This is a genomic window from Marinomonas spartinae (assembly GCF_900089775.1).
Lineage (GTDB): Bacteria > Pseudomonadota > Gammaproteobacteria > Pseudomonadales > Marinomonadaceae > Marinomonas > Marinomonas spartinae.
Map to the genome: position 1 here is coordinate 320,515 of NZ_FLOB01000004.1, position 21,296 is coordinate 341,810.

The window sequence follows — 21,296 nt, forward strand, 5'->3', positions numbered from 1 at the left end:
ATTAAGTTGTTCCATCGTCTAATGCAGGGGCGGTTATATTGGTGATGGCTGCATTATCTGGGTTGATGATAAATTCTTCGCCAATGATGAGCTCTCCAATGCCTGTTGGTTCAGGGAGCATGGTTATGCTGTCGTTTTCGATCTGGATGTAATGATGCTCCCTTGGTATCAAAAGATACCAAGGGTATTGTGCTTTAATTGGCTGCTGTGTACTGGCGCTGTCCTGTAGTGCATATCGGGTTTGTTGTTGGCTGATTTTTAGTACCGAGATACCACTCACGTTGGCTACATTGGGTTGCTGGTTAATAAACGAAGCCAGTTTGTTTAAGGACAATTGCCATCCAAGCCCCTGATTCATGCTGTTTTCTTGCCATGGGCACAGGGCGCAATGAATGGCGTAATTTAATTGGCGTAAAGCGAGGCCATGGTGAACACCTGCATGAAATGATACACGACAGCGGACTTGGATTTTCTCATAGCCGGGGTTACGCACTTCGATCTGTAATCCTTGACGGCCAACGGATTGCAGCATGTTGCGAATGCTCAGCAGTGCTGTAGCGTCCACCATTTTAGGCTGACAAGGTGAGTGCTGACACTCTGTTTTTCTGGGCGTCACGATCAGTAATACTCTTCCAGGAGAGGGTTCTTGACGATCAAATTGACGACTTGAAAAGCAATAGGCAGCGCCAATGTCGGTGAATTTTTCTAACACTAAGCGCTCATAGTCCCAGGGTGTAATAGCTTGTCCTTTGTGACGTAAGGTTTCGCTAATCCGAGTGATCCACTGTTCCTGAGTTTCTTGTTCTTGCGTTTGTTTCATTGGCGTCAATTGCGCAATCTTGCCGAGATTTGGCTGTTTTGGGTAGTTTTTCCATTCACTGAATGAGGCACTAAGCGTTGGGTCGCATCGTCCGTTCACCTGCAGTACATGTGTGGCGACATGCAAACAATTAGGGTATCGGTTTACGCCATGATTGGTACTGACTCTAAGCCAGTAGACGCCGTTGGGCATTATCTGGTGCGTGCTATTGATGTTGTCCGGTATATCCAGCGTGACGATGCCAGTGGTAAGGAACCCTTGAGTGGTATCGTGAATGATGTTCTGTGGAGAAAGGGCAATCCATTCGTTATTGACCAGGTAATGCCAATGGTAACTGGTTGATGGATAGGGCGTTAATAGCTTTGAAGAACCATCAAAAAGAAAAAACACATTGAGATACCCCGATAACTGAGAAGCAGATAAACCAATAAACAGCTGACTATCGAGTTGATAATCTGGCATGAGTCTAGGGAGACGACGACGGGTTTCCTCAATAGGGGGATAGATTTGTGATTCACCAAATGGGTGTAAATGAATGATTTTCCCCTGATGGTCTGAATCTAAGCGGGTCAGGTCTATATGACTATCGGCCTCATAATCCACCGAAAAGCGATTTAATATGGGGGTATAGGGTAAATTGGGCAGCGGTTTAGGCTTTTTTGTTTTCGCATTGGCAGTGAGTACTTGGCTAAAGAGTGGCCCATAATCACGATGACCAAAGGCGTTTTGTGGTCCATTCAGTTTGATCTTGAATAATCCATTTCGAATGCCAGATTGAGGACTAAAGGGGGTCGTTGGCCAGCCTTGTGTTACTGGGGTGAAGGCTTGCTGCATCGCATTGATCCGAAGAGAGCTGCTCTTTTCTAACACCCCAACGGCAGGCTGAAACAAAGGTTGACTCAAAGGGCCGAGGGTAGTCCATTGGCCGTTATTTAAAACATCGGTGCTGACTTGAAAACTGTGGTTTTTAACAAGATGGGGGTATCCTTCGTAATGCTGTCTAAACCCATCACTGCCTCTGGGTAAATCGGCCCAATCCATTTGGAAAGTGAGCGATTTTATGTTTTTACGAGCCAGCTCCTCATTGGCAATGACTAGATAGGACTCGTCACTTGGTTGAGCACCAAACGGCAAAAAAGGTTGGCTGGGGTCTGTTTGTCCATCATTATTGTATAGCTGGAAGCGCGTCATGCCAGTGACTTGACAATGGATGGACACACTAGACCATTCAAACCCTTGAAAAATGGAGTATGGGTAGCAATTGGTTTGCTTTTTGAGGGTGAGCCGTAATGCCGGATGAGGTAAAGACCATTGTTGTCCGTGTTGTTCTGGTGTAGCTGGTACCGTCGCTGAAAACCCTGGGTCCATTTTTAGTGATAATATGAAGCCCATTCGTTGGGATGTTGTGTTGTCATCCTCTGTTTCATTAATCGGGTGTATTTGACTATTGCGGATGCTTTTCCAGCCGTCCGTGGTCGTAATCTCTACATGAAATACGCCATTAAATAGTTGATAAAAGGCCGTTGTTTTAGAGTGAGATAATAAGCCTTCGATGGTTTCCAGAGCAACTGAGTCGATAATTTGTTTGTCTGCGAGCATTTTGGCGTTGTCATAAATATCCGCTCGATCACTTTTGGTTAGCCAGTCATTCGGACTTAGAATGTACCGGCAAATTAACTGGCCAAAAATACCAAAAAATACAGCTTGCTGATCGTTGTCTTTAGACTGAGCTGTTTGTTTTAGTAAGGTTAGGAAAAATAAGCGATATATATCATGAAGTTGCTGTGCTGGAGAATGTGCCGTCAATTGTTGTATTTGCTCGGGTTGCAGCTTTGCTACCAGTTGGCTGGCTGAAATCTTGTTATCGACATGGTCAAGAAGATGGCGGTGTATAACGAGTAAGTGTTCAAAGAATTGGGTTAATACTGCTCGAATATCTGGTTCTTGACCTTGGTGGTCTTTGAACTCGCTGAATAGATAAAGCTGTTGTTCTATCATCCCTTGGCGAATTTCTTGCAGTTCAAAGTGCAGGGTGAGTTCTCGCTGTCCTTCCGCCATGGCTAAAATAGGGTTTGAAATAACCAGCCCCATGGTTTGTGTTGGTGAGTTTTCTTGGGAAGCATTTTTTTCAACGGGTGTGCCGAACATTCGAAAACGTTGGGTTTTGGGAAAGTCTGGCTCTTTTGCATCTGCTGTCATCATGATTTTTTGCGTATTAATGCCGCACACGAATCCCATTTCTCTTTCCGGTGAGGCTTGCGGATCCCTGTGTAAGGTCAAATTAAACGCGTGCGTCACTTCTGCATCGGTCACTACCATTGGATACGTTGCTTGGTAGTCGATACGTTGAAACTGTGCATTGCTACCTGGACTGAAGACGTCTCCTTTGTTTATTTCAACGGGTATGGAGCTCGTCGTCGATTGCGACAGTTTTAGATACACTTGATCGTCAGGTACTTTTTTATAATCTTGTTGCAGAACATCTTGGTAGTAAAAGAGTAGATGTCTATGGGTAAAGGTATTGATTTTTTGTTGTGCGCGTTCAAACAGTTTTAAGAAGCTAATGTAAAGCGCTAACTGCGGTGCGTGTTCGCCCTGTTTTAGAGAGGCGGTGAGTATGCTTTGGCATGTGTTTTGTAATCGAGTGATGACAAGGTGAATTTTTGAAAAGCAGAATTGTGAGTGATCCACAGGTTTTGGCAATAAACGCTGAACCAAAGCGAGCTGATCTAGCCCCCAAAGTGGATCGAACTGGCTAATATCTGGGCGATCTCCAGGGGCGATATTTTCTAAGAGTTGTTTCAGAGGGGCAGCCAGATGCGTCTGAAAAAGATTTAATAAGGTGAACTTTAGTTGATAAGCAATATCTGGAGAACTTGGTAAGTGCACATACCATTGATTGAGTTGGTGGTATAAGTGGAGCAGATATTGCTGTGTTGACGCCTCGCCTAATTGCTTAGCCTGCTTAAATTGCAGTTTGTATTGGTCCAGATTGATGCTGAGTACGGCCGCACTAACAACCAGTTCACTTTGCTCGAACATGCCTCCCCAATGCCCCGCTGCTTGATCGTTTTGATCGCGATAAGGCACTAGTCGGGCAAATCGTTTGGCCCACACTAATAGCTGTTCAAAGCTTTGTTCCTGAAGCTGAAAAAAATGCGGCGAAAGTGCCTTGTTGTTGCGTTGCTGCCGCGTTGTCATGGGCTATGCATCCTGTCCATCACGAGCTGGAAGTAAGCTTGGGTTGATTAAGGTTCCTTCCTGTAAATAAAATGGATAGACCATATTACTGCGTGTATTGGTTGTCACAATCAAATATTCAATCCTAATGAGTAATTGGCCTTTCTCTGAGTTGGGTTGGATATGGATTTCTTGTAAATCTATGCGCGACTCAAATAATAAAATGGCTTGTCGAATTTCATATTCGATTTCGGTAAGGGTTGTTTGGTTGAGTTCGGCAAACACAAAACGACTGAGTCGACAGCCATAGTCAGGGCGCATGATTCGCTCACCAGGAGAGGTAGACAGAAGTATTGATAAGCTTTGTTGAATATCTTCTTCGTCCTGACTTAAGGTGGCGCGTTGGTTTGATGGCGCAAATGTGGGCGGGAAAGCCCATCCTGAACCAAGAAAAGCATTTCGTTTGCTCATTTAAATTCCTTTTCCATTAACATTCCTTTTCTTAAGAGCACGTTATTAGGTTACAAGCGGTTGCCGTATTATCCGCCAATCATGACAGTGGGGTCACCCAATACTATGGAGCCTCCGTGATCGGTACTGTCTCCCATTCTCGCCGCAGGTTTTCCACCAATGAGAACCGTCGTTGATCCTTTCACAATGGTGGATGGTGGCCCGACGCAAGTACACATGTCGCCAACAACCGCAGCCGGAAGATTACCAATCAGAACCGTAGGGACGCCTGGCCCAATCACTGGCCCACCCACGTGAGGAATGGGAGGTAATCCTGGTGTGACCATTGGGCAGACATGCATGTCCGTCAGTCTTGCTGCAAATGTCATATAATCTTCTCCTTTAATTAATTTTAACTAAACCACCTTTGATGGTCGTCATGCCTGAGGCGGACAATTCTGCCGTGGCGGAACCTTTGGCTGTGAATCCTGTTTGCGCCTCTAAGTTAACGTTAAGTCCTTGTACTTTGACATCTGCCTGTGCAGCAATACTCGTGTTGCTGGTTGATTTTAAGTTAATTTTTCCTTTCGCTGATAGGGTGATGTCTTTCGGGCTATCGAGGGTGATACCACTATCATCCATGGTAATGGTGTTTTTATTTTGGTCTGAAAGGGTAATGGATTTGCCTTTATCACTGATAGTAATGCTGTTGTTGCCAGGGGTGATGATGGTTATCACTTTATCTTCGTCATTAAATTCCACTTTCAGTTGGTTTTTGGTCACAATTGCTTTGGTGTTGTTCTCTGCGGTTAAATCATAAGGTGTTGTATGCTGACTGCTGTATAGACTGCCTAGCACAATGGGTTGGCTAGGGTCATTATTAACGTAACCAATGATGACTTCATCACCTATTTCAGGGATGAAAAAATTACCGCTTTTTTGGGTAGCGTAGTAACTGGCCAGTCTTGCCCAAACCAGATTGTTTTCATCTCCCAGAGCAGGAATTTCTATTTGAATGCGGAATTGGGATTCCGGGTCTTCGTCCAGTTTGGTGACAAGTCCAATTTGCAATCCATCCACAGGAGGTAACCAACCAGCGGCTGGTGGTGCACCAAGGTCACGGTGTTCAGTGGACCACATAGGGGAGAGCCCTAAATCGACTGTGGTGAGCCATTGTCCGTTTTCTATTTGATGATGCACTCCGCCTATATAGTGAGATCCATTGAATCGGTCACCCACCCCCGCCAGTTGTATGAGGGTATTGATTTTTGCTTTGGCATTACCTTGAAAGGTAAGTGAACCTCGGACTTTGGCTAGCATGGATTTTACCCGTTGACCTTTGGCCCAGCTTTCCAACATCTCTTGCGTAAGACTGCCGGAGGTTTGCAAACGGTAGTCATTTATATCTAATACTTTTGCGAGATCACTGTCACTGAAATTGCCTTGATCGGAAATCGACGTTGCAGCGGCTTGCCCTTTGAGTATTTTTTGCTGGCTAGGATCCCAGCCAATGCCAGTTACTTTACTGAGTTGATGGCGGGCATCAATTTCGGCAGAAAAATCAATCAGGTCCGTCCCATAGGTAACGACCAGTTCAGGTGCTTTATCAATGGTGGGAGCCGTTACAGAGAGGCTATTGGATTGGTTACTGACCACCAGACCATTGGCTTCTGCTCGTGTTAGCAAAAAATCCCAGTCAGAGCAATTAAATTGGACCAATTCAGCGTGTTTCTCTGAAATGCTGTCTATTTTTTCAGCAGTAAGGCCAGAATAGTTGCCAATCAGAGTGCTAATTATGTCGCTATCTGATTGTTTTAAAAAACTTTGACTGTTGCGAGCCATTGTCATGGTTATCGCTTGGTCTTTACAAGTGATATTAAGTGTGGATTGGTTGCTGTTAGTAATGCGGATGGCATGGGAGATAATGATACCTTCAAAGATGACGGCTTCTTCACTTGAGTAGCCTGCGCTAATACTGATTTTGGTACCCGGTTTAAAGGTGTCACTTTCACTGGCATTAAAGGCTTGTGTCGAAATATTACCGTCACTTAATACTAATTCCGCAGAGGCTATGTGATTGACTTGATAAAATACATGGATTGCAATAACACCCAATTCGCTGTTAATCGCGGTGCCATTTGCTTTGATGGTAAATGTGGTCACACCAGAGAGATTAGTCGCAGGGGAGTTAGCCATAAAAATTCCTTAATTAGACCAGAGGTGGAAAATAAAGTTTGGTGCCCGGTGCTATTTGTCTTACGCTTACGAGTTGGTTCGCTCGAGCAACATCCATATAGTACGAACTGTCATTATAAATTTCCTGACAAAGCTGAGGGAGAGTATCGCCCATTTTAAATTCAACAATATGAGTGAGATCTGGTGACGATTTTTTTGCTATGGCTTGCTTTTCTTTTTCCGTCAGAAACTTTGTAAACTTTAAACTTACCGTTGCTCGCAGTGGGACACCATTGGTATCAAAGAGCACATAGGATATCCCCATTGAGGTTAACCGACCTCTAAAACTTAGTGTCTTTCCCCAAGTGATTATGACGGGGTTGGGCTCATGCTGTTTGCCATTATAGGCATATGTTGCTTTTTTAAGTAACGCCAATTGGTCTTGTACGGATTTCGCTTTCTTTTGCTCAACGACGCCTGTCGCATCAATCATAATATCAAAATCAAGCTTCTCACTTTGGTATCCTTGAAAGTCTACCTTTGGTGCTATATCTCCTTGTGCTTGAGGATGTAGCAATGGGTCGTTTGTGTATCCGATCCCTAAATCATGTTTGATAGAGTTAGGGTTAAGTGTCGTATTAAAGGTTGTTGATACCTTTCCAGAAGGTGATATAGACTCAATTTTAAGTTTGTCCACCATCTTTTAGCGCTCCCGCCTGTTCTGTCCTAACCTAGAATATACCAACTTCATGGCTTGATATTGCTCCCCATCATGAGGAGATTGTTTTTGTTGACTTCTAATATTAGGATTGTTTTGTTCTTCTTTTTGTGAATTTTCAATTGAGTTTGTATTGATATTTGACTGAATTGTCATTTGTTTTACTTCAATAGGCATAATTACTATTTTACTTTTATAGGGAATCGTTACAGGGTTCTTTCCATTTGACTATAACAAACCTCAATCTCTTCAATGGCAACTTCGTTTTTAGTGCTCTGAAAGCCATCCACTCGCCATTTTGTCGGGTAGGCATTATAAAATACCCAGACGCGACACGGCGATCCTTTCTCATCCAGAAGTCGCACAGAAATGGTTTTGGGCTGAATAGGCTTGGCCAATTGTGATTCCATAGTATTTTGGCACCATTTAACTAATGTAGATCGAGAATCTGCTATCCCTCTTTTAAGGGATAGATTGCTATGTTTGATAGTTTTAGGAAGGTAATAGACTAAATTATTTCCTCCTTCTCTGTACTCTTCCGTTTCCACCTGAGATTCAATGCCAGAAACCTCTTGAAAAGCAGCATCTTTCGTGTTGTTGTCAATCACAACACTAAAATGAAATGCAGGGAGGGGCCATTGTTCAGACATTTATACCTTTTCTCTATTATTATTCATGATGAATGTGAGACCCAGCCATCACATCATAAGTGTGATGGCTGGTTTTACGAAGTAAATTAGACTGAGATCGCTAAGCCTTCATGAGCCAATTCAATGGTCTCAACGGCGACTTCATTTCCATCTGATTTTAGATCCGTGCCGCTGACTTTCGTTGGCCATGCATTTGTCAACTTCCAGGTCATTACTGGGCTACCAGATTCATCTAGTAAGTTGATCGTGACAGGGGTTCTTGCAATGGTGTTCATTTTGATTTTTGAATACCAATCATAGAATTTATTGTCACTTTTAAATATGCCTTTTTTCAAGGTGACATTGCTGGTTTTCACAATGCCAGGCATTTTTATGGTTGAGAATACTTTGCTATTACCCGCACGGTATTCAATGGGTTGAGCTTCCGTATCAAGCCCAGATATTTCCTGAAATGCAGCAACCATTTTGGCTCCAGCACCACCTTCCCATTTCACTTCAAAATGGAATTTTGGCATTGGCCATACGGTTTCTGACTGTGCTGATCCATCATCTGCCATGGGATTCTCCTATTTAAATGTATTTACCATCCTAGCGATCTAGGCGTTCGTGTTAGTGGTTTACGATTTCTGCATTTGTTGCTGGAAGGTGATTTCAATAAATTCAGCCGGACGGCTAATCGCAACCAGTACGGTAATGCGTAGAATTCCTTCTAAAATGTCATCTGGCGTCATGGTTTTTCCCAATCCAACACTAACACTGTAGGCGTCTGCTGGCGCAGCTCCAGCTAAACCACCGCGCTTCCAAATTCCATATAAAAAGCTGCTAATCATGCTTTCCATGGAAACCCATGTGTTGGCAACGTTCGGCTCAAATACATAGGCTTTCGACGCTAGGCGGATCGATTCTTCCAGCATAATCATGGTTCGACGCACGTTTACATAGCGCCAATCCAGACTGTTGCCATCCAATGTTCGGGCTCCCCATACCAGTGTACCTTCACCGATAAATGGACGAATCGCATTGATAGATTTACCTTGTGTGGTAACGTTCAAATCCTCTTGCTCATCATCACTAATGTTCACGGTTGGAGAGATAACTGCATTTAGACTGACGTTTGCTGGGGCTTTCCATACGCCACGGGCATTATCAACCATGGTATAGACTCCCGCCATGGCTGCTGAGGGTGGTAGAATATTTTGCTGGAACTTTATATCAGCCAAAATGGTTTGGTAAAGTGGGCTGATGGTAGACAAGATTTTGTTGAGTTGTATTTGCTCTGAACCAGAAGGACCACTAGCGAGTTTTGCAATCTCATCTAGCATTTGCTGTTTTCTAGTTGCTCTGAGTTTGTTTCCTCCCGTATTGAGCTCTTCGTCCGTTAAACCCTCTAAATCTTTAAAACTAAGATTCACTTCATCGGTGAGCAGTTCTGTAAGTTTGTCCAGATTGCTAATGTTATTAAAGCTGAGCTCATCATCTTGTACAATAGAGGTGTTGAGCCAAGGATAATAGGCGGCTGAATAGTCGAGATAATTCGTGCCTAATTTAGAACGAAAGCTTTCTATACAGTCGCCATCTGGGTCTTGGCGATCTTTAAACCCATCCCAAACATCCAAGATAGCAACGCGGTTTTTCATTTTCCCACCGCAATGGCTAAGTACGGCTTGTTGGACGTTTATGCAGTCATCTTCTGCCAGTTGCACAGCTTCTGGAATAACTACCATGGTTGGTTCTTGTTCTTTTATTAAAGGTGTAATGCCATCTTTCAGCGCTTTTCCTGATATATCATCTTTGTAACTGCCAACGGATACAATATAACAGGGGCCTCCGCCGTTCTGGAAAAAGAACAACATGTTGTAATATAAAAAATGGCGGGGATTGTCTTGCTTGATTTGATAGGCGACATCGCCTTGTTGGAATACTTCTCTGGCCTCTTTGTCGTCGCCGACCTCACTTATTTCAAAGGTATGCAGAGAGGGGCCACCAAAATATTGACGAAACTCCGACATAGAAGTAATGCGCCATGGTTGATTTCGAAGGGATTTTCCACCATTACTTGCTTGTTCCGTATAGCCTATGAAGGCAGGTACTGCGGTCGCCACTTCGACAACTGAGTTTGGAAAAGCATTGTTTTCGACTATGTACACACCCGGTGTTTTCATGACACCCATAATAAAATCCTTATCCTTATAGTATGATATGTATCATTACTTTTCCCTAAGTAAAGCAGAAGAAGGGCTAATTCAATTTGTTAACAACAATGTACTCTAATGCTAACTATGAATTCAATGCATAAACCAATCAGGTAACTTTAGTCTTTAAGTAAAGTAATAAAACGAGATTTGAGCGCTTCAACAATTACTCTTAAGCATCATATTATGCTTAAGCTTGTCTAATAGAAGATCTAAAGAGGTTTTAAATCAAGAAAATATCGTCTTGAACCTACTTGTACATATTATTTCCTTTTTATTTGCACTTTTATACAAAGTGCGACATTGTTTTAAGTTGTTGTTTGATCTACGCGACATAAATATGACATAGACGATGGTAAGTGTTTTCTTGGGTAATTATTTCGATATTTTTTGGGTGCGCAATTGGGAGCGCTCGAAGAATGAGCTGATATTGATCCCTTAATTGAAAGGGAATGTTGCGGCGTTGCTGCATTGGAATTGGTGTGTTGGAGTGGAATGTTATGACATTATTACGACCGTTCATTTGCTCAAGCTCTTGAAATTCAAATGAATAAGTTTTTTTAGGGTCATCAATCAGAAGTTGGTCTGAATATTTTATTGAGAAGAAATAGTATTTCCAATAGGTTTCGCAGTGTTCATAAGATAGGGTGATATGTTTGTTTGCTTCGAAGTATTGGTCTGCAGAAATTTCAAGATTTATGAGTCCGACTAAGTTTTGACTTATGTCATAAGGCGAGATGATATTTTTTGGATAATCAAGTAGTTGTTCAGGTGATAGCCATTGCTTTGGGGAGGCTTCTAAGTTTTCAGTATGATTAACAATAATATCAAACTCTGCGGTGCAGAGAGTGTGTGGTAAAGGAATATTGGTATAATTTCGGAAATAAGCATCGCCACTAAAAAGTTTGAATTGTAAATGCTGCGAGCCTTGAATAGATGGCGTTGCTTTTAGCGCATCTTGATGAAAAAAAATACCTATTCCACCAGCGGTATTTTTGATGAACATCTGGTTTTTTTCAAGCCACTTTTGAGTCGCTGATGTCGGTACTAAATGGATTTGCTGCGCTAAGTTTGATGTAAAAAAGCTATGTGTGATGGTTATTGATAGATACGGTTGATAAGAAGCCATCATGCGTCCTTTTTGAATAGGTTTGTATCAGTCAGACTTAATTGGCCCACTTGCGTTAGGATGGTTTCACTGTTAGGTATGACAGCACGAACTTTATACACGCAAGACGGGAGATAGCGCGAACCTAACATGCTCCACATGTGGCTTAGCTCACCACTAGGGATCGTTTCCATTTCCAATACCAACTGCTCTAGCGTTTCTGGTAGATCAGGTGCATTCTGACGATTAAAAACCGGATTTCGATGGCAGAAAGCGAATAGATGAGACAATATTTTTAGGCCATCTGTGTAATTCATTCCTGAAAAATGAGCCGCAATGACGACAGAGATAGATAGGTACAACGGCTTGTTGCTTATTGCTGAGCGTTGACCAGCTTGAAAGGCTGTCATCTGAGGGCCTGGTTTAGAAAAAGTATCCTTCTCTAAATTACTGATAAAGACTAATATTTTATTTTCAATACTGGTCATACCATGGGTGTCCGTATCCGTAGGGGGTGAGACCACAACAATATCCTCTGTTAGATCAAAGGATGTTCTGATTGATTCATTCATTTTGTGGCAGAGATAGTTTAAACAGTCGTCAAGCATCGTGCTCTCTTTTCATCCGATTGCTGTTATCTTATCAATCCGATTGACAAGAAGATAATGGTGGTAATGATCGATACATAACAGAATATTTATCGAAGGTTTATCAAATTACACCATGAATAGCCATAATGACCAGCCAATATTATTCTAACCAATCCTTTGCAGCGTCATTTATCGCGATAAATGCAGGGTTGGAGAGACGTTGATCTGTCGAGATGGCATAAAATTGTTCACGAATTTCTTCTGTGCTGCCGATAATCTCGACTTTGAATTGCTCGGCGACTTCTTCGGCAATGGCTAATGGGACGATAAATACCCCTGCACCTGCTTGTCCGAAGGTTTTCATTAATGCGCGGTCATCAAATTCGCCGGTGATTCTGGGGTGAATATTGTATTTTTCCAGCCATTGTAAGAGTTGTATCTGAATTAACGATTGATCACTTGGGATGAGAAAGGGTGCACCAATAAGGCACTCTGGAAAGGCGGTTTTAAAGTTATCTGCAAGTGTTGGCGCGGCCATAAAAGCCGTACCACATTCCCCTAAAAAGTGGTTAAACCCTCTTATGCCCAGTTGTGTGGGGATTTGTCCATCGGCGATGATCAGGTCCAGTTTATGTAGTGCCAAAGCACCAAGTAAGTCTTCTAGACTGTTTTCTTTACAGATCAGTCGGACTGGGTCTTCTAGCGTCATGGCTGGGGCGAGTAGGCGATAGGCTATGGATTTTGGGATGGAATCGGCAATGCCGACTCTCAGCAATTGAGTTCTATCGGTCGACGCCGTGCGCACGGATTGTTCTAGTTCGCTACCCAGAGAAAAAATTTCGTCTGCGTAACTGAGTACCATACGGCCAGTATCTGTCAGCTTAAGATTACGTCCTACCTTGGCGAAAAGCGCTTTGCCAATCTGATCTTCCAATAATTGGATTTGCCCACTGATGGTTTGTGGAGTGATATGTAATTTCTCACTGGCTTTGGCAATGCTACCTTGCTTAGCGACCACCCAAAAATAATGCAAATGTTTGAAATTGATCATATTTCACCAATAGTTCGAGAAAAACTGATTATTTTTCTGAATAATACGATTATATCTTAGGAAATTTTGCGGCTAACTTAAAGTTTCAAACATAACTTATCCATTCTTGGGTAAAGGAGAAGAAGATGAAAATCAAAGTGCAAGCACGTCGTTTATCTCTTACTAAAAGCTTGAAAGCTTATGTAAAACGTCGTCTGAATTTTGCATTGAATTCCCGTTATGACAATATTCAACGAGTGACCGTTATGTTGACGGATGTTAACGGTCCTAAAGGCGGTGAAGACAAACACTGCCAAGTCTTGGTTAAAATTAATGGCCAAAAAGAAGTGGTAATAAACGAGCGGCAAGCCGATATGTATTATGCAATAGACAGCGCTGCCACTCGAACTGGTCGAACCGTTTCAAGACGTATTGAGCGTTTGCAGGCGAAAGCAACGCGAATGAAAGCGGCCTTTCACAAGATGAGGGCGCCAAAGAAAATGCCCCGTGATGTATACGAAGAATATGAAAATGAGTACGGCTACTATCGGCATGCATAGTTGAGTCAAGCTAGTTGTCGATGGCAATAGGTGAGTGAAACACCCGCATTAGGCGAACCAATAAAACGGTTCGCTTTTTTTAATTCTCTCTTTGAGCTTGGCCTCCTAAAACGCATGTAAATTCTCAAAAATGAGAATCATTATTGTGTATAATCGCAATACTATTATTTAATATACAGAGACATGTTGTAGATTTAAGGATGTTGTTTAGGATGATAATCGGCCGATTTCGCTCATACCTTTTTGTGTTGTCAGTGTTTATGTTGTTTGTTTTGTCGATTCAGTCCGCGATCGCGAGTGAGGTGACGAGAGAAGGGGGCCATGACAAAGCTCATCCAATACGTGTTGTGACTTTGTTTCAAGGGGCAACGGACTCAGCTGTGGCGTTAGGTGTGACGCCTGTCGGTGTGGTGGATTCATGGGCGCAACAACCAACCTATGATTACTTACGCCATGCGTTAAAAGGTGTCGCCCATGTGGGCCTAGAGACGCAGCCTAATATAGAAGCCATTTTGGCATTGAAGCCAGATTTAATTATTGGCGCAAAATCTCGACATGAAAAAATCTATAATGAGTTGTCTCAAATTGCGCCCACTGTGTTGACTGACAATGTTTACGACTTTAAAGCGACATTGGAGTTAACCGCAAAAGCCCTTGGTAAGGTGAACAAGGGGAAGCAGATATGGGCTGCTTTTCAAAAGCGCATCAAGAATTTTCGTAGTGGTATCAAAAAGCATGCGGGGAAGTGGCCGCAGACGGCATCCATATTAAACTTTCGAGCAGACTATGTGCGTTTGTACCTACAGCAAAGCTTTCCTGGCAGGGTGTTGAAAGAGATCGGCTTTAATTTTCCGTTACCTAATAAAACGGGGTGGGGGGTAAAGCTTAAAAGCAAAGAGGCTCTACCTAGTGTGAATGCAGACGTATTTTTTATTATTTTACAGTCTGATGAGCCAGTGGTTAAACAAAACTATCGTGCTTGGCGATCACATCCACTGTGGAAACTGCTTAATGCACCTAAACACAAGCAAGTGTTTGAAGTTAATCGGGTGGATTGGTTGTTATCTGGAGGGATTCTAGGGGCAAACCTAATGTTGGATCAATTGTATCGTATTTATCATTTACCCATGTCGACTGATTGATCTATTTTATGACCCTTTTTTCTAGCAGTATGTTGTTTCGGTGGAGTGTCCTTGCTCTGTCGTTGGTTTGTTTGCTTATCGCCTTTACGGCGAGTATTGCCTTTGGGCAATACGCTATTCCGCTTAAACATGTTTGGTCGGCTTTTTGGGCGTTTGATCCCCAATCCATTGATGACGTGATTATCAGAACAACGCGCCTATCTCGAGCCATGGTTGCTTGTTTAGTAGGTTCTGCTCTGGCTGTCTCGGGTGTATTGATGCAGGCATTAACTCGCAACTCTTTGGCGTCTCCCTCTATTTTTGGCGTCAATGCGGGAGCGATATTCTTTATCGTATTGTTTTCAACTTTCTTTTCTGTCACGTCGTTGCATTCCTTTCTCTGGTTAGCTTTTTTGGGGGCGGCGATAGCTGGTAGTCTTGTTTATGGCCTGGGCAGTTTGGGGCGCGATGGTCTTTCTCCTGTACGGATTGTTTTATCTGGCGCGGCGATTTCCGCACTTTTTATGGCCTTTACTCAAGGTATGTTGGTTATTGGTCAAGAAGGATTAGACAGCGTTTTATTCTGGGTAGCGGGGTCTGTTTCGGGTCGATCTTTGGATATGGTTACGCCTCTAGTGCCTTTTTTTGTAGTGGGTATTGTGTTGGCTATTTTGGCGGCGCCACACATTAATATTTTATTATCGGGGGACGATGTTGCTAAAGGCCTAGGTCAAAACACGATTGTTATTAAAGTTCTGTTGAGTGTGTTAATTGTCGGCTTGGCTGGTGGCTCGGTGGCCTTGGGAGGAAACATTGGCTTTATTGGTTTGATTGTTCCGCATATGGCACGATTCATGATTGGCCACGATCATAAATGGCTGATTCCATTAAGTGCTCTGTGGGGCGCCGTTTTACTGCTTTGTGCTGACTTACTCAGTCGCTTTGTGATCATGCCAGAAGAAGTGCCTATTGGTGTGACAACCGCCATTTTAGGTGTGCCATTCTTTATTTATTTGGCTCGAAAAGGGGGTAAGCGTGGATAACTCTTTTTCCGTGCGTAACCGGTTCTTCTCGTTTTCTGTGCCTGTGCGTTCTGTCGGGGCGTGTTTTGTTGCGGTGGGCATTTTTTTAGCGATTATTTTGTTGTCGTTATGTTTAGGGGACGATTGGATATCTCCTTTTAAAGTCATTGCTGTACTCCTAGGGGAGAAAGATAAAAGTGCGCATTTTGTTATCGAGACTTTGCGCTTACCACGAGTGTTGATGGCGGCGATGGTTGGTGCGGCGCTAGCGTCGTCAGGACTAGTCCTACAATCTATGATACGTAACCCGCTTGCCTCTCCTGATATTATTGGTATTACGGGGGGGGCATCAGCGGCAGCGGTGTGCTTCTTATCTTTCTTTAGTACAGTGCTAGGGCTTGTTTGGTTGCCTGTATTTGCGATCGCTGGAGCCTTGGTCGCCGCGTTGTTGATTTATATGTTGGCTTGGAATCGTGGTGTGACGCCGATGCGTTTGGTATTGGTCGGCATTGGTATTTCATCGGCCATGGGGGCTGTTACGACCTTTGTGATTGCCGCGAGTCCATTGTCTACTAGTATTACGGCTTATATCTGGCTAACGGGCAGCGTATACGGTGCTGGGTGGGCAGAAGTGAAAGCGCTACTACCATGGTTATTAGTATCTTGGCCTCTAGCCTTGTATTACGCTCGTCGTGTGAATGTACAAGAGTTGGGAGATCAATTGGCGACAGGCTTAGGTATCTCTGTTCAGCGGCTTCGTCTTGTGTTGCTTTGTTTGAGTGTGATGATGGCTGCACCTGCCATTGCGTATGCCGGTGCGGTAGGGTTTGTCGGCATGATTGCACCACATATTGCCCGTCGATTTGTTTCTCGTAGTTTTGCTCTTTTGCTGCCTGTTTCTGCGCTGGTTGGCGCCTGTTTAGTGATGTTGGCTGATCTTTGCGGCCGCTTGCTATTCCAGCCTTTGGATATTCCTGCTGGAGTATTTGTTTCTGCCATTGGTGCACCATTTTTTATTTATTTGCTATATCGACAGCGCTTCTAAAGGTTTTAGGAGAAAAGTTGGTTGTGGAGATTGGGATTTAACGATGAGTTTGTCTGACCGTCATTTATTAGAAAGTCGCCCATTACAAAGTCTTGAGCTAACACTTGGTTATGAACAAAAGACCATTATCCAATCGTTGGATTTGGCCATTGAACCGAGCCAAATTACCGTGTTAGTTGGTGGGAATGGGTGTGGTAAATCGACATTGCTGAAGTCTTTTGCTCGTTTGTTAAAGCCCTCGGCAGGGAAGATTTTGCTGAATGGAACGGATATTCACACACTGTCTGGCAAAGAGGTAGCTCGTAAGCTTGCGATTCTTCCTCAAGGGCCAATTGCGCCAGAAGGGTTAACGGTAGAGCAATTAGTTCGTCAAGGACGTTATCCCCATCAAAATTGGCTACAAAGTTGGGCTGAAGAGGATGAGCGCTTGGTTAACAAGGCGCTGGCCGATACTAACATGACAGAATTTGCGTCTCGTTCCATTGATGCTCTGTCTGGAGGTCAACGGCAACGGGCATGGATTGCAATGGCCTTAGCGCAAGATACTGATATTTTGTTGCTCGATGAGCCAACGACTTATTTGGATTTAACCCATCAGATTGAAATCTTGGACTTGTTGTTTGAGTTGAACCTTGTTCATAAAACGACCATTTTGATGGTATTGCATGATTTAAACCTCGCGGCGCGTTATGCCCATAAAATGATTGCCATTAAAAATGGTGCTGTTTTTTGTCAAGGGGCGCCAGAGGACATTCTTGATCATGAGATGGTGAAAGCTGTCTTTGATATGGAATGCCATATAAGCCAAGACCCATTGTTTGGTTCGCCGATGTGTATTCCTTATGGCAAAGGTCGTAAGGTGAATACTAAGGGGCAAGAGCATGTCTAATGCGCCGGACCAAATGCTTTTGGAAGATGAGTGGTCGAAGTTAGCCGCATTTGGCCTCAAATCTTATACAGAGGATGAGCCCTTCGCTATCGATTCGCAAAAATTGTTAGATGATGCCCTGTGTTTGGAAACTTTACACAAAATCATGCCTGAGATTGGTGCTCCGAACCTTAGGGTGACGGCGTCACTAGTGATGAAGCGCATAGCTTTTCTGACGCTAGCACCGGTGCTGTACGCTATGTCTGGTTTTGATAAAGGGTTGGATGGCTCATTAACGAACTGTGTATTTGAATACCCATTAAAAAATAGACTGTGGTTATCAAAAATGCCGCTAAAGGATACGTCTGTCACAAGTGGACCTGATGATAGAGACTCTTGGCGAGAAACCCTATTAACTAGGGTGTTTGCAAAAAATTTAACCTTATTAGTTGAGCAGTTTTACGCATTAACGAAAGTGTCTAAGCGCATTCTTTGGGAGAACATTGCCGTGCGTGTGTTTAGCATCTATGAACAGCGTATTTTAATGACCATCCCAGAGGAGAAGCGTGTACAAGCTAAGTTGGATTTTGCGTTTTTGCTTGATAAAAATACGAGAGCGTTATTTGGGTTGAATGAAAATCCCTTAGTGGTGTTTTATCGTGATAAAAAGCAAACAGCCTTGTCGGAGAAGCCAGTGCGAGTCCGACGAACCTGTTGTTTTTACTACCAAGCCACGGATCCTTCCGAGTACTGTAGTAACTGTCCATTGCCTTTGAAGAAGGGCAATAGGTAAGTTAGAACATTGCTAAAGCGAAACAGTGTCGTTTATGGGGGTAGAAAAAAAGGCACCTTATTACCTAAACTCAGGTAATAAGGTGCCTTTTGGCTTTGTGTTTGGTTCTAAGGATGTGTGCTAAAAATTTACGCCATAAGATACAGTAACGGTGCGACCACGGCCTTTAAAGTAAAAATTGTCGTTGGCATAAGCTGCTTGTGAGTAGTAAGTAAAGTAATCTTTGTTAAATAAGTTAGCTACTGCAACACTCATATGGCCAACAGGCAATTTATAGCCCATTGAGGCATCCACTAGGGTATAGCCACTAAAATTAAATTTAGTGCTATCAAAACTGCGGCTGAAAGCACGATTCACTTGTAGCATTGATGAGAGTTTTTCATTCCATTGAGCGTTCCATGATGCTACTAAACGATTGGGTGGAATATCTGCCCCTGTGAGTTTTGTGTCCACTTTTCCATCACCATTCGTGTCTGATTTCCCTTGGATATAAGAGTAACTTGCTTGCAGTTTATTGTCTTTGTTTAACTGAATACCGAATGATGCTTCTGCCCCTTTGATTTTTTTCTTCTCACGTTTTACCGTGTAAAGACCATTTGTAGCAATAATACGACTACCTAGTTTTGAGTTAGATTCGTAGTAGCTGGCTTCAAAGTCATAAGCGTTTCGATTTATACGAAAGCCTGCTTCGTAGTTGTCGGTGACAATGGGAGATAAATCAATCAGCGAGTCAACGTCTTGGCCTGGGACCTTGATACCTCGAAGAACACGTCCTACATCAGGCATACCAAAACCCTGAGAGTAGTTTGCAAAGATACTAACGGTAGGGGTGATTTTGAAGACAGCCCCCGCGTTATAAACAGTTTTGCTAAAGCTTGGTGAGCCTCCGTCAACCGTAACATTGTTGTTGGCGGCCACTGTATGAAACGTATTGACATCTAATTTTGCATGCTCATTACGCGCACCCGCTTGTAGGACTAATCGTTCAATTGGCTTGAATTCAAACTGTACAAATGGAGCATAGTTGACGTATTTGGTTTTAGGGACATAGGTTCTATGGGTCAGTATTAATATTTGGCTTGTCTTATCTTGCAATAAATCTAAACCAGTGGTGATGCTGAGTTTGTTTTGCATTAAGTCTGATTTTGTCAAACTGAACTTCGCACCGATTTTTTCAGATTGATTCTGGCTTTGGTCATAAAGCGTGCCTTGGGGGGCTATGTTTGTATCCTGAAAGCTTTTTGAATTCGTTGCACCATAACGACCTTTAAAGTCTTGATGGAAGAGTTGCGCTTTAAAATTCATACCATCAAGGTCGCTATTGGTATAGTTAAGGCTAGTGGTTTGAACATCGTTGAAAGGGGCAAGGCCTCTGGGTCTTCCTTTTACAGACCCCGTTGCGATACCTTTGTCTCTGTCCCCCGGAACACCAGTAAAGCCCATCCTTCCTTTAAGCTTGTATTTATTGAATTCAAATTCCAGTCGTTGCTCATCGCTAAGCCAGTAACCCAGTTTGATGAAACCGTCGTAGCTTTTTGAGTCCATGATGTCGCCACGAACCGTAGCCGAGCCAACATAGTTGCCGTCGGCATCCAAATACATGCCTCGGATTTCATTCGTTAAACCGACGAGGTAATCGAAATTGCCTTTTGCTCCTTCTGCTTGATAACCAATTTTATAAGCCATGGTGTCGCTATTGATGTTTTTTGTCGGCATGGTTGTTTGTACATCAATATGCTGCTTAAGGGTGTTTGAATCATTAGATTTTGTTATGAAGTTAATGATGCCGCCGGTTGCACCTAAGCCGTGTACGGCTGTGGCACCATGGATGACTTCGATACGCTGTACCATAGAAAGGTCGATAGTATGGGCTGAACGGCTGCCTTCGCGTATTGGGTTAGATTGAGGAACGCCATCAATCATATATAACACTGAGCGGCCACGAAATGTCTGACTACTGTTGTTTAATTTTTGTGTATTAAGCGAGTAGGCTGGTAATAAGTTCGATAATGCCTGTGAACTATCAGAGGTTATGGCAAGCTGTTGCTCTATTTGTTTGTGGGTGATGATAGTCACCACTTGAGGGCTATCTTCTTTTTTTGTGTTACTGCGGCTTGTCTCGATAACAAGTGGATTTAGAACGTATGCTGGTTCTTGTTTTGTATCCGCAAACGCGATTGAGGAAAGACTAAAACTGATGGGCAATAAAAGTGCTGCTTTATAGCTTGTCCTAATTGACATAAAAACGCCTCTATTTGTAAAGTAATGTATATGTTAGTAATGGTATTGTTTTTGATAATCATTATCAATACCTGATTTTTACATTTCTTACTATATAGGCTCGATTTCGTTAATTTGTGAGAGGAATTTGCTTAGAAGGGCCTCTTTTATTGCTTTATCTTGTTGTTCTTTGTCTTGTGCTGCTTGGTGGATGCTATGTGCATAATCTTCAGAAAATACGAAGAGTCCATCGTCATCGCCAATGGCAATATCGCCAGGATTGATGGTGATGCCCGATAGAGTAATAGGGATGTTCATTTCCCCGTTTTGAGGTTCAGATGTGGCCCGAGTGGTGAGAGCGCTTACACCTTGGGCAAAGACGGGAAAGGGTTGAGACCTAAGTGCTTTAATATCGGTAATGTTTCCCGCGATAATAACGCCAGCTAGCTTTTTTATTTGTGCCGCTAGGTTCCTTAGCTCTCCCCAGCAGGCATAGTGATCGTTGACTGCGCACTCAATAGCAAGGACCTCCCCAGCTTGTGCGGTGATGAGTGCTTCCCTGAGTATACTAGCATCAGGAGGATATATTTTTACGGTCACAATGTGGCCTACCATTTTTTGATTCGGTACTTGTGATTGAATGTTACTCAAATAGCCTATATCGGTTAAATGGCCTAATGTTGAGGTAGAAATGTTGTGAAATAGGTCTTTCATCTGCTTGTTCCAAAAGAAAATTGTGCGCCTCTTGATTAGC

The 21,296-nt window shown here is 43.1% G+C and carries 20 protein-coding genes; 6 read left to right on the forward strand and 14 right to left on the reverse strand.

The features are described from left to right. Position 1: 1 nt before the first annotated feature. The 12 genes from MSP8886_RS11380 to nhaR form a co-directional block, all read right to left on the reverse strand. The gene (locus MSP8886_RS11380) at positions 2-4,021 is read right to left on the reverse strand and encodes a baseplate J/gp47 family protein (protein WP_067016476.1); all 4,020 of its coding nucleotides are present in this window, start codon (positions 4,019-4,021) and stop codon (positions 2-4) included. A 3-nt stretch (positions 4,022-4,024) separates the two neighbouring features. After that, the gene (locus tag MSP8886_RS11385) at positions 4,025-4,471 is read right to left on the reverse strand and encodes a GPW/gp25 family protein (RefSeq protein WP_067016478.1); all 447 of its coding nucleotides are present in this window, start codon (positions 4,469-4,471) and stop codon (positions 4,025-4,027) included. A 68-nt stretch (positions 4,472-4,539) separates the two neighbouring features. Further along, positions 4,540-4,839 carry a PAAR domain-containing protein gene (locus tag MSP8886_RS11390; RefSeq protein WP_067016480.1) on the reverse strand — a complete coding sequence of 100 codons (300 nt, stop codon included), beginning with the start codon at positions 4,837-4,839 and terminating at the stop codon, positions 4,540-4,542. A 13-nt stretch (positions 4,840-4,852) separates the two neighbouring features. Continuing rightward, a complete protein-coding gene (gene vgrG / locus MSP8886_RS11395) occupies positions 4,853-6,646 on the reverse strand; it encodes a type VI secretion system tip protein VgrG (protein WP_067016482.1) in 1,794 nt (597 codons plus the stop codon). A gap of 13 nt (positions 6,647-6,659) precedes the next feature. Continuing rightward, the gene (locus tag MSP8886_RS11400; protein ID WP_067016484.1) at positions 6,660-7,325 is read right to left on the reverse strand and encodes a CIS tube protein; all 666 of its coding nucleotides are present in this window, start codon (positions 7,323-7,325) and stop codon (positions 6,660-6,662) included. A gap of 3 nt (positions 7,326-7,328) precedes the next feature. Continuing rightward, a complete protein-coding gene (locus MSP8886_RS11405) occupies positions 7,329-7,520 on the reverse strand; it encodes a hypothetical protein (RefSeq protein WP_067016486.1) in 192 nt (63 codons plus the stop codon). 29 nt (positions 7,521-7,549) lie between these two features. Then, positions 7,550-7,993: a phage tail protein gene (locus tag MSP8886_RS11410; RefSeq protein WP_067016488.1), complete on the reverse strand. Its 444-nt coding sequence runs from the start codon at positions 7,991-7,993 to the stop codon at positions 7,550-7,552. An 86-nt stretch (positions 7,994-8,079) separates the two neighbouring features. Further along, complete coding sequence (locus MSP8886_RS11415; RefSeq protein ID WP_067016490.1) at positions 8,080-8,550, reverse strand: phage tail protein; 471 nt, start codon at positions 8,548-8,550, stop codon at positions 8,080-8,082. A 60-nt stretch (positions 8,551-8,610) separates the two neighbouring features. Further along, positions 8,611-10,164: a phage tail sheath family protein gene (locus MSP8886_RS11420; RefSeq protein WP_067016492.1), complete on the reverse strand. Its 1,554-nt coding sequence runs from the start codon at positions 10,162-10,164 to the stop codon at positions 8,611-8,613. A gap of 346 nt (positions 10,165-10,510) precedes the next feature. Then, positions 10,511-11,317 (reverse strand): hypothetical protein, encoded by an 807-nt coding sequence (locus MSP8886_RS11425; RefSeq protein ID WP_139063133.1) that lies wholly within the window; start codon positions 11,315-11,317, stop codon positions 10,511-10,513. Continuing rightward, positions 11,314-11,901, reverse strand: a complete 588-nt coding sequence (locus tag MSP8886_RS11430; protein WP_067016496.1) for a Pvc16 family protein — start codon at positions 11,899-11,901, stop codon at positions 11,314-11,316. Before MSP8886_RS11430 ends, MSP8886_RS11425 begins: the two co-directional genes overlap by 4 nt. Before the next feature lie 142 nt (positions 11,902-12,043). Continuing rightward, positions 12,044-12,934 (reverse strand): transcriptional activator NhaR, encoded by an 891-nt coding sequence (gene nhaR, locus MSP8886_RS11435; protein ID WP_067016497.1) that lies wholly within the window; start codon positions 12,932-12,934, stop codon positions 12,044-12,046. A 125-nt stretch (positions 12,935-13,059) separates the two neighbouring features. On the opposite strand from nhaR, the gene MSP8886_RS11440 reads away from it, so the two are divergent. The 6 genes from MSP8886_RS11440 to MSP8886_RS11465 all read left to right on the forward strand — a co-directional run bounded on the left by MSP8886_RS11440 (position 13,060) and on the right by MSP8886_RS11465 (position 18,322). Then, positions 13,060-13,473: an HPF/RaiA family ribosome-associated protein gene (locus tag MSP8886_RS11440; protein WP_067016499.1), complete on the forward strand. Its 414-nt coding sequence runs from the start codon at positions 13,060-13,062 to the stop codon at positions 13,471-13,473. Between the two features lie 212 nt (positions 13,474-13,685). After that, a complete protein-coding gene (locus MSP8886_RS11445; protein ID WP_067016501.1) occupies positions 13,686-14,615 on the forward strand; it encodes an ABC transporter substrate-binding protein in 930 nt (309 codons plus the stop codon). Positions 14,616-14,623: 8 nt separating this feature from the next. Next, complete coding sequence (locus MSP8886_RS11450) at positions 14,624-15,637, forward strand: FecCD family ABC transporter permease (RefSeq protein WP_067016503.1); 1,014 nt, start codon at positions 14,624-14,626, stop codon at positions 15,635-15,637. Continuing rightward, positions 15,630-16,661, forward strand: a complete 1,032-nt coding sequence (locus MSP8886_RS11455; RefSeq protein ID WP_067016505.1) for a FecCD family ABC transporter permease — start codon at positions 15,630-15,632, stop codon at positions 16,659-16,661. The genes MSP8886_RS11450 and MSP8886_RS11455 overlap by 8 nt, the downstream gene beginning before the upstream one ends. 43 nt (positions 16,662-16,704) lie before the next feature. Next, positions 16,705-17,550 carry an ABC transporter ATP-binding protein gene (locus MSP8886_RS11460; protein ID WP_067016507.1) on the forward strand — a complete coding sequence of 282 codons (846 nt, stop codon included), beginning with the start codon at positions 16,705-16,707 and terminating at the stop codon, positions 17,548-17,550. Continuing rightward, the gene (locus MSP8886_RS11465; RefSeq protein ID WP_067016509.1) at positions 17,543-18,322 is read left to right on the forward strand and encodes an IucA/IucC family C-terminal-domain containing protein; all 780 of its coding nucleotides are present in this window, start codon (positions 17,543-17,545) and stop codon (positions 18,320-18,322) included. The genes MSP8886_RS11460 and MSP8886_RS11465 overlap by 8 nt, the downstream gene beginning before the upstream one ends. Positions 18,323-18,442: 120 nt before the next feature. Here the strand turns inward: MSP8886_RS11465 and MSP8886_RS11470 are convergent, their stop codons facing one another. Continuing rightward, positions 18,443-20,563, reverse strand: coding sequence for a TonB-dependent receptor (locus tag MSP8886_RS11470; RefSeq protein WP_067016512.1), 2,121 nt, complete (start codon positions 20,561-20,563; stop codon positions 18,443-18,445). A 90-nt stretch (positions 20,564-20,653) separates the two neighbouring features. Beyond that, positions 20,654-21,256 (reverse strand): RraA family protein, encoded by a 603-nt coding sequence (locus tag MSP8886_RS11475; RefSeq protein ID WP_175365301.1) that lies wholly within the window; start codon positions 21,254-21,256, stop codon positions 20,654-20,656. Positions 21,257-21,296 lie beyond the last annotated feature (40 nt).

Bases quoted from the DNA above. Each gene is read 5' to 3' on its own strand.
- MSP8886_RS11430 (WP_067016496.1), bottom strand. From the start codon at position 11,901: ATGCTTGACGACTGTTTAAACTATCTCTGCCACAAAATGAATGAATCA.
- MSP8886_RS11425 (WP_139063133.1), bottom strand. From the start codon at position 11,317: ATGATGGCTTCTTATCAACCGTATCTATCAATAACCATCACACATAGC.
- MSP8886_RS11400 (WP_067016484.1), bottom strand. From the start codon at position 7,325: ATGGTGGACAAACTTAAAATTGAGTCTATATCACCTTCTGGAAAGGTA.
- MSP8886_RS11475 (WP_175365301.1), bottom strand. From the start codon at position 21,256: ATGAAAGACCTATTTCACAACATTTCTACCTCAACATTAGGCCATTTA.
- nhaR (WP_067016497.1), bottom strand. From the start codon at position 12,934: ATGATCAATTTCAAACATTTGCATTATTTTTGGGTGGTCGCTAAGCAA.
- vgrG (WP_067016482.1), bottom strand. From the start codon at position 6,646: ATGGCTAACTCCCCTGCGACTAATCTCTCTGGTGTGACCACATTTACC.
- MSP8886_RS11415 (WP_067016490.1), bottom strand. From the start codon at position 8,550: ATGGCAGATGATGGATCAGCACAGTCAGAAACCGTATGGCCAATGCCA.
- MSP8886_RS11385 (WP_067016478.1), bottom strand. From the start codon at position 4,471: ATGAGCAAACGAAATGCTTTTCTTGGTTCAGGATGGGCTTTCCCGCCC.
- MSP8886_RS11380 (WP_067016476.1), bottom strand. From the start codon at position 4,021: ATGACAACGCGGCAGCAACGCAACAACAAGGCACTTTCGCCGCATTTT.
- MSP8886_RS11450 (WP_067016503.1), top strand. From the start codon at position 14,624: ATGACCCTTTTTTCTAGCAGTATGTTGTTTCGGTGGAGTGTCCTTGCT.
- MSP8886_RS11465 (WP_067016509.1), top strand. From the start codon at position 17,543: ATGTCTAATGCGCCGGACCAAATGCTTTTGGAAGATGAGTGGTCGAAG.
- MSP8886_RS11420 (WP_067016492.1), bottom strand. From the start codon at position 10,164: ATGGGTGTCATGAAAACACCGGGTGTGTACATAGTCGAAAACAATGCT.
- MSP8886_RS11440 (WP_067016499.1), top strand. From the start codon at position 13,060: ATGAAAATCAAAGTGCAAGCACGTCGTTTATCTCTTACTAAAAGCTTG.
- MSP8886_RS11460 (WP_067016507.1), top strand. From the start codon at position 16,705: ATGAGTTTGTCTGACCGTCATTTATTAGAAAGTCGCCCATTACAAAGT.
- MSP8886_RS11470 (WP_067016512.1), bottom strand. From the start codon at position 20,563: ATGTCAATTAGGACAAGCTATAAAGCAGCACTTTTATTGCCCATCAGT.
- MSP8886_RS11390 (WP_067016480.1), bottom strand. From the start codon at position 4,839: ATGACATTTGCAGCAAGACTGACGGACATGCATGTCTGCCCAATGGTC.
- MSP8886_RS11445 (WP_067016501.1), top strand. From the start codon at position 13,686: ATGATAATCGGCCGATTTCGCTCATACCTTTTTGTGTTGTCAGTGTTT.
- MSP8886_RS11410 (WP_067016488.1), bottom strand. From the start codon at position 7,993: ATGTCTGAACAATGGCCCCTCCCTGCATTTCATTTTAGTGTTGTGATT.
- MSP8886_RS11405 (WP_067016486.1), bottom strand. From the start codon at position 7,520: ATGCCTATTGAAGTAAAACAAATGACAATTCAGTCAAATATCAATACA.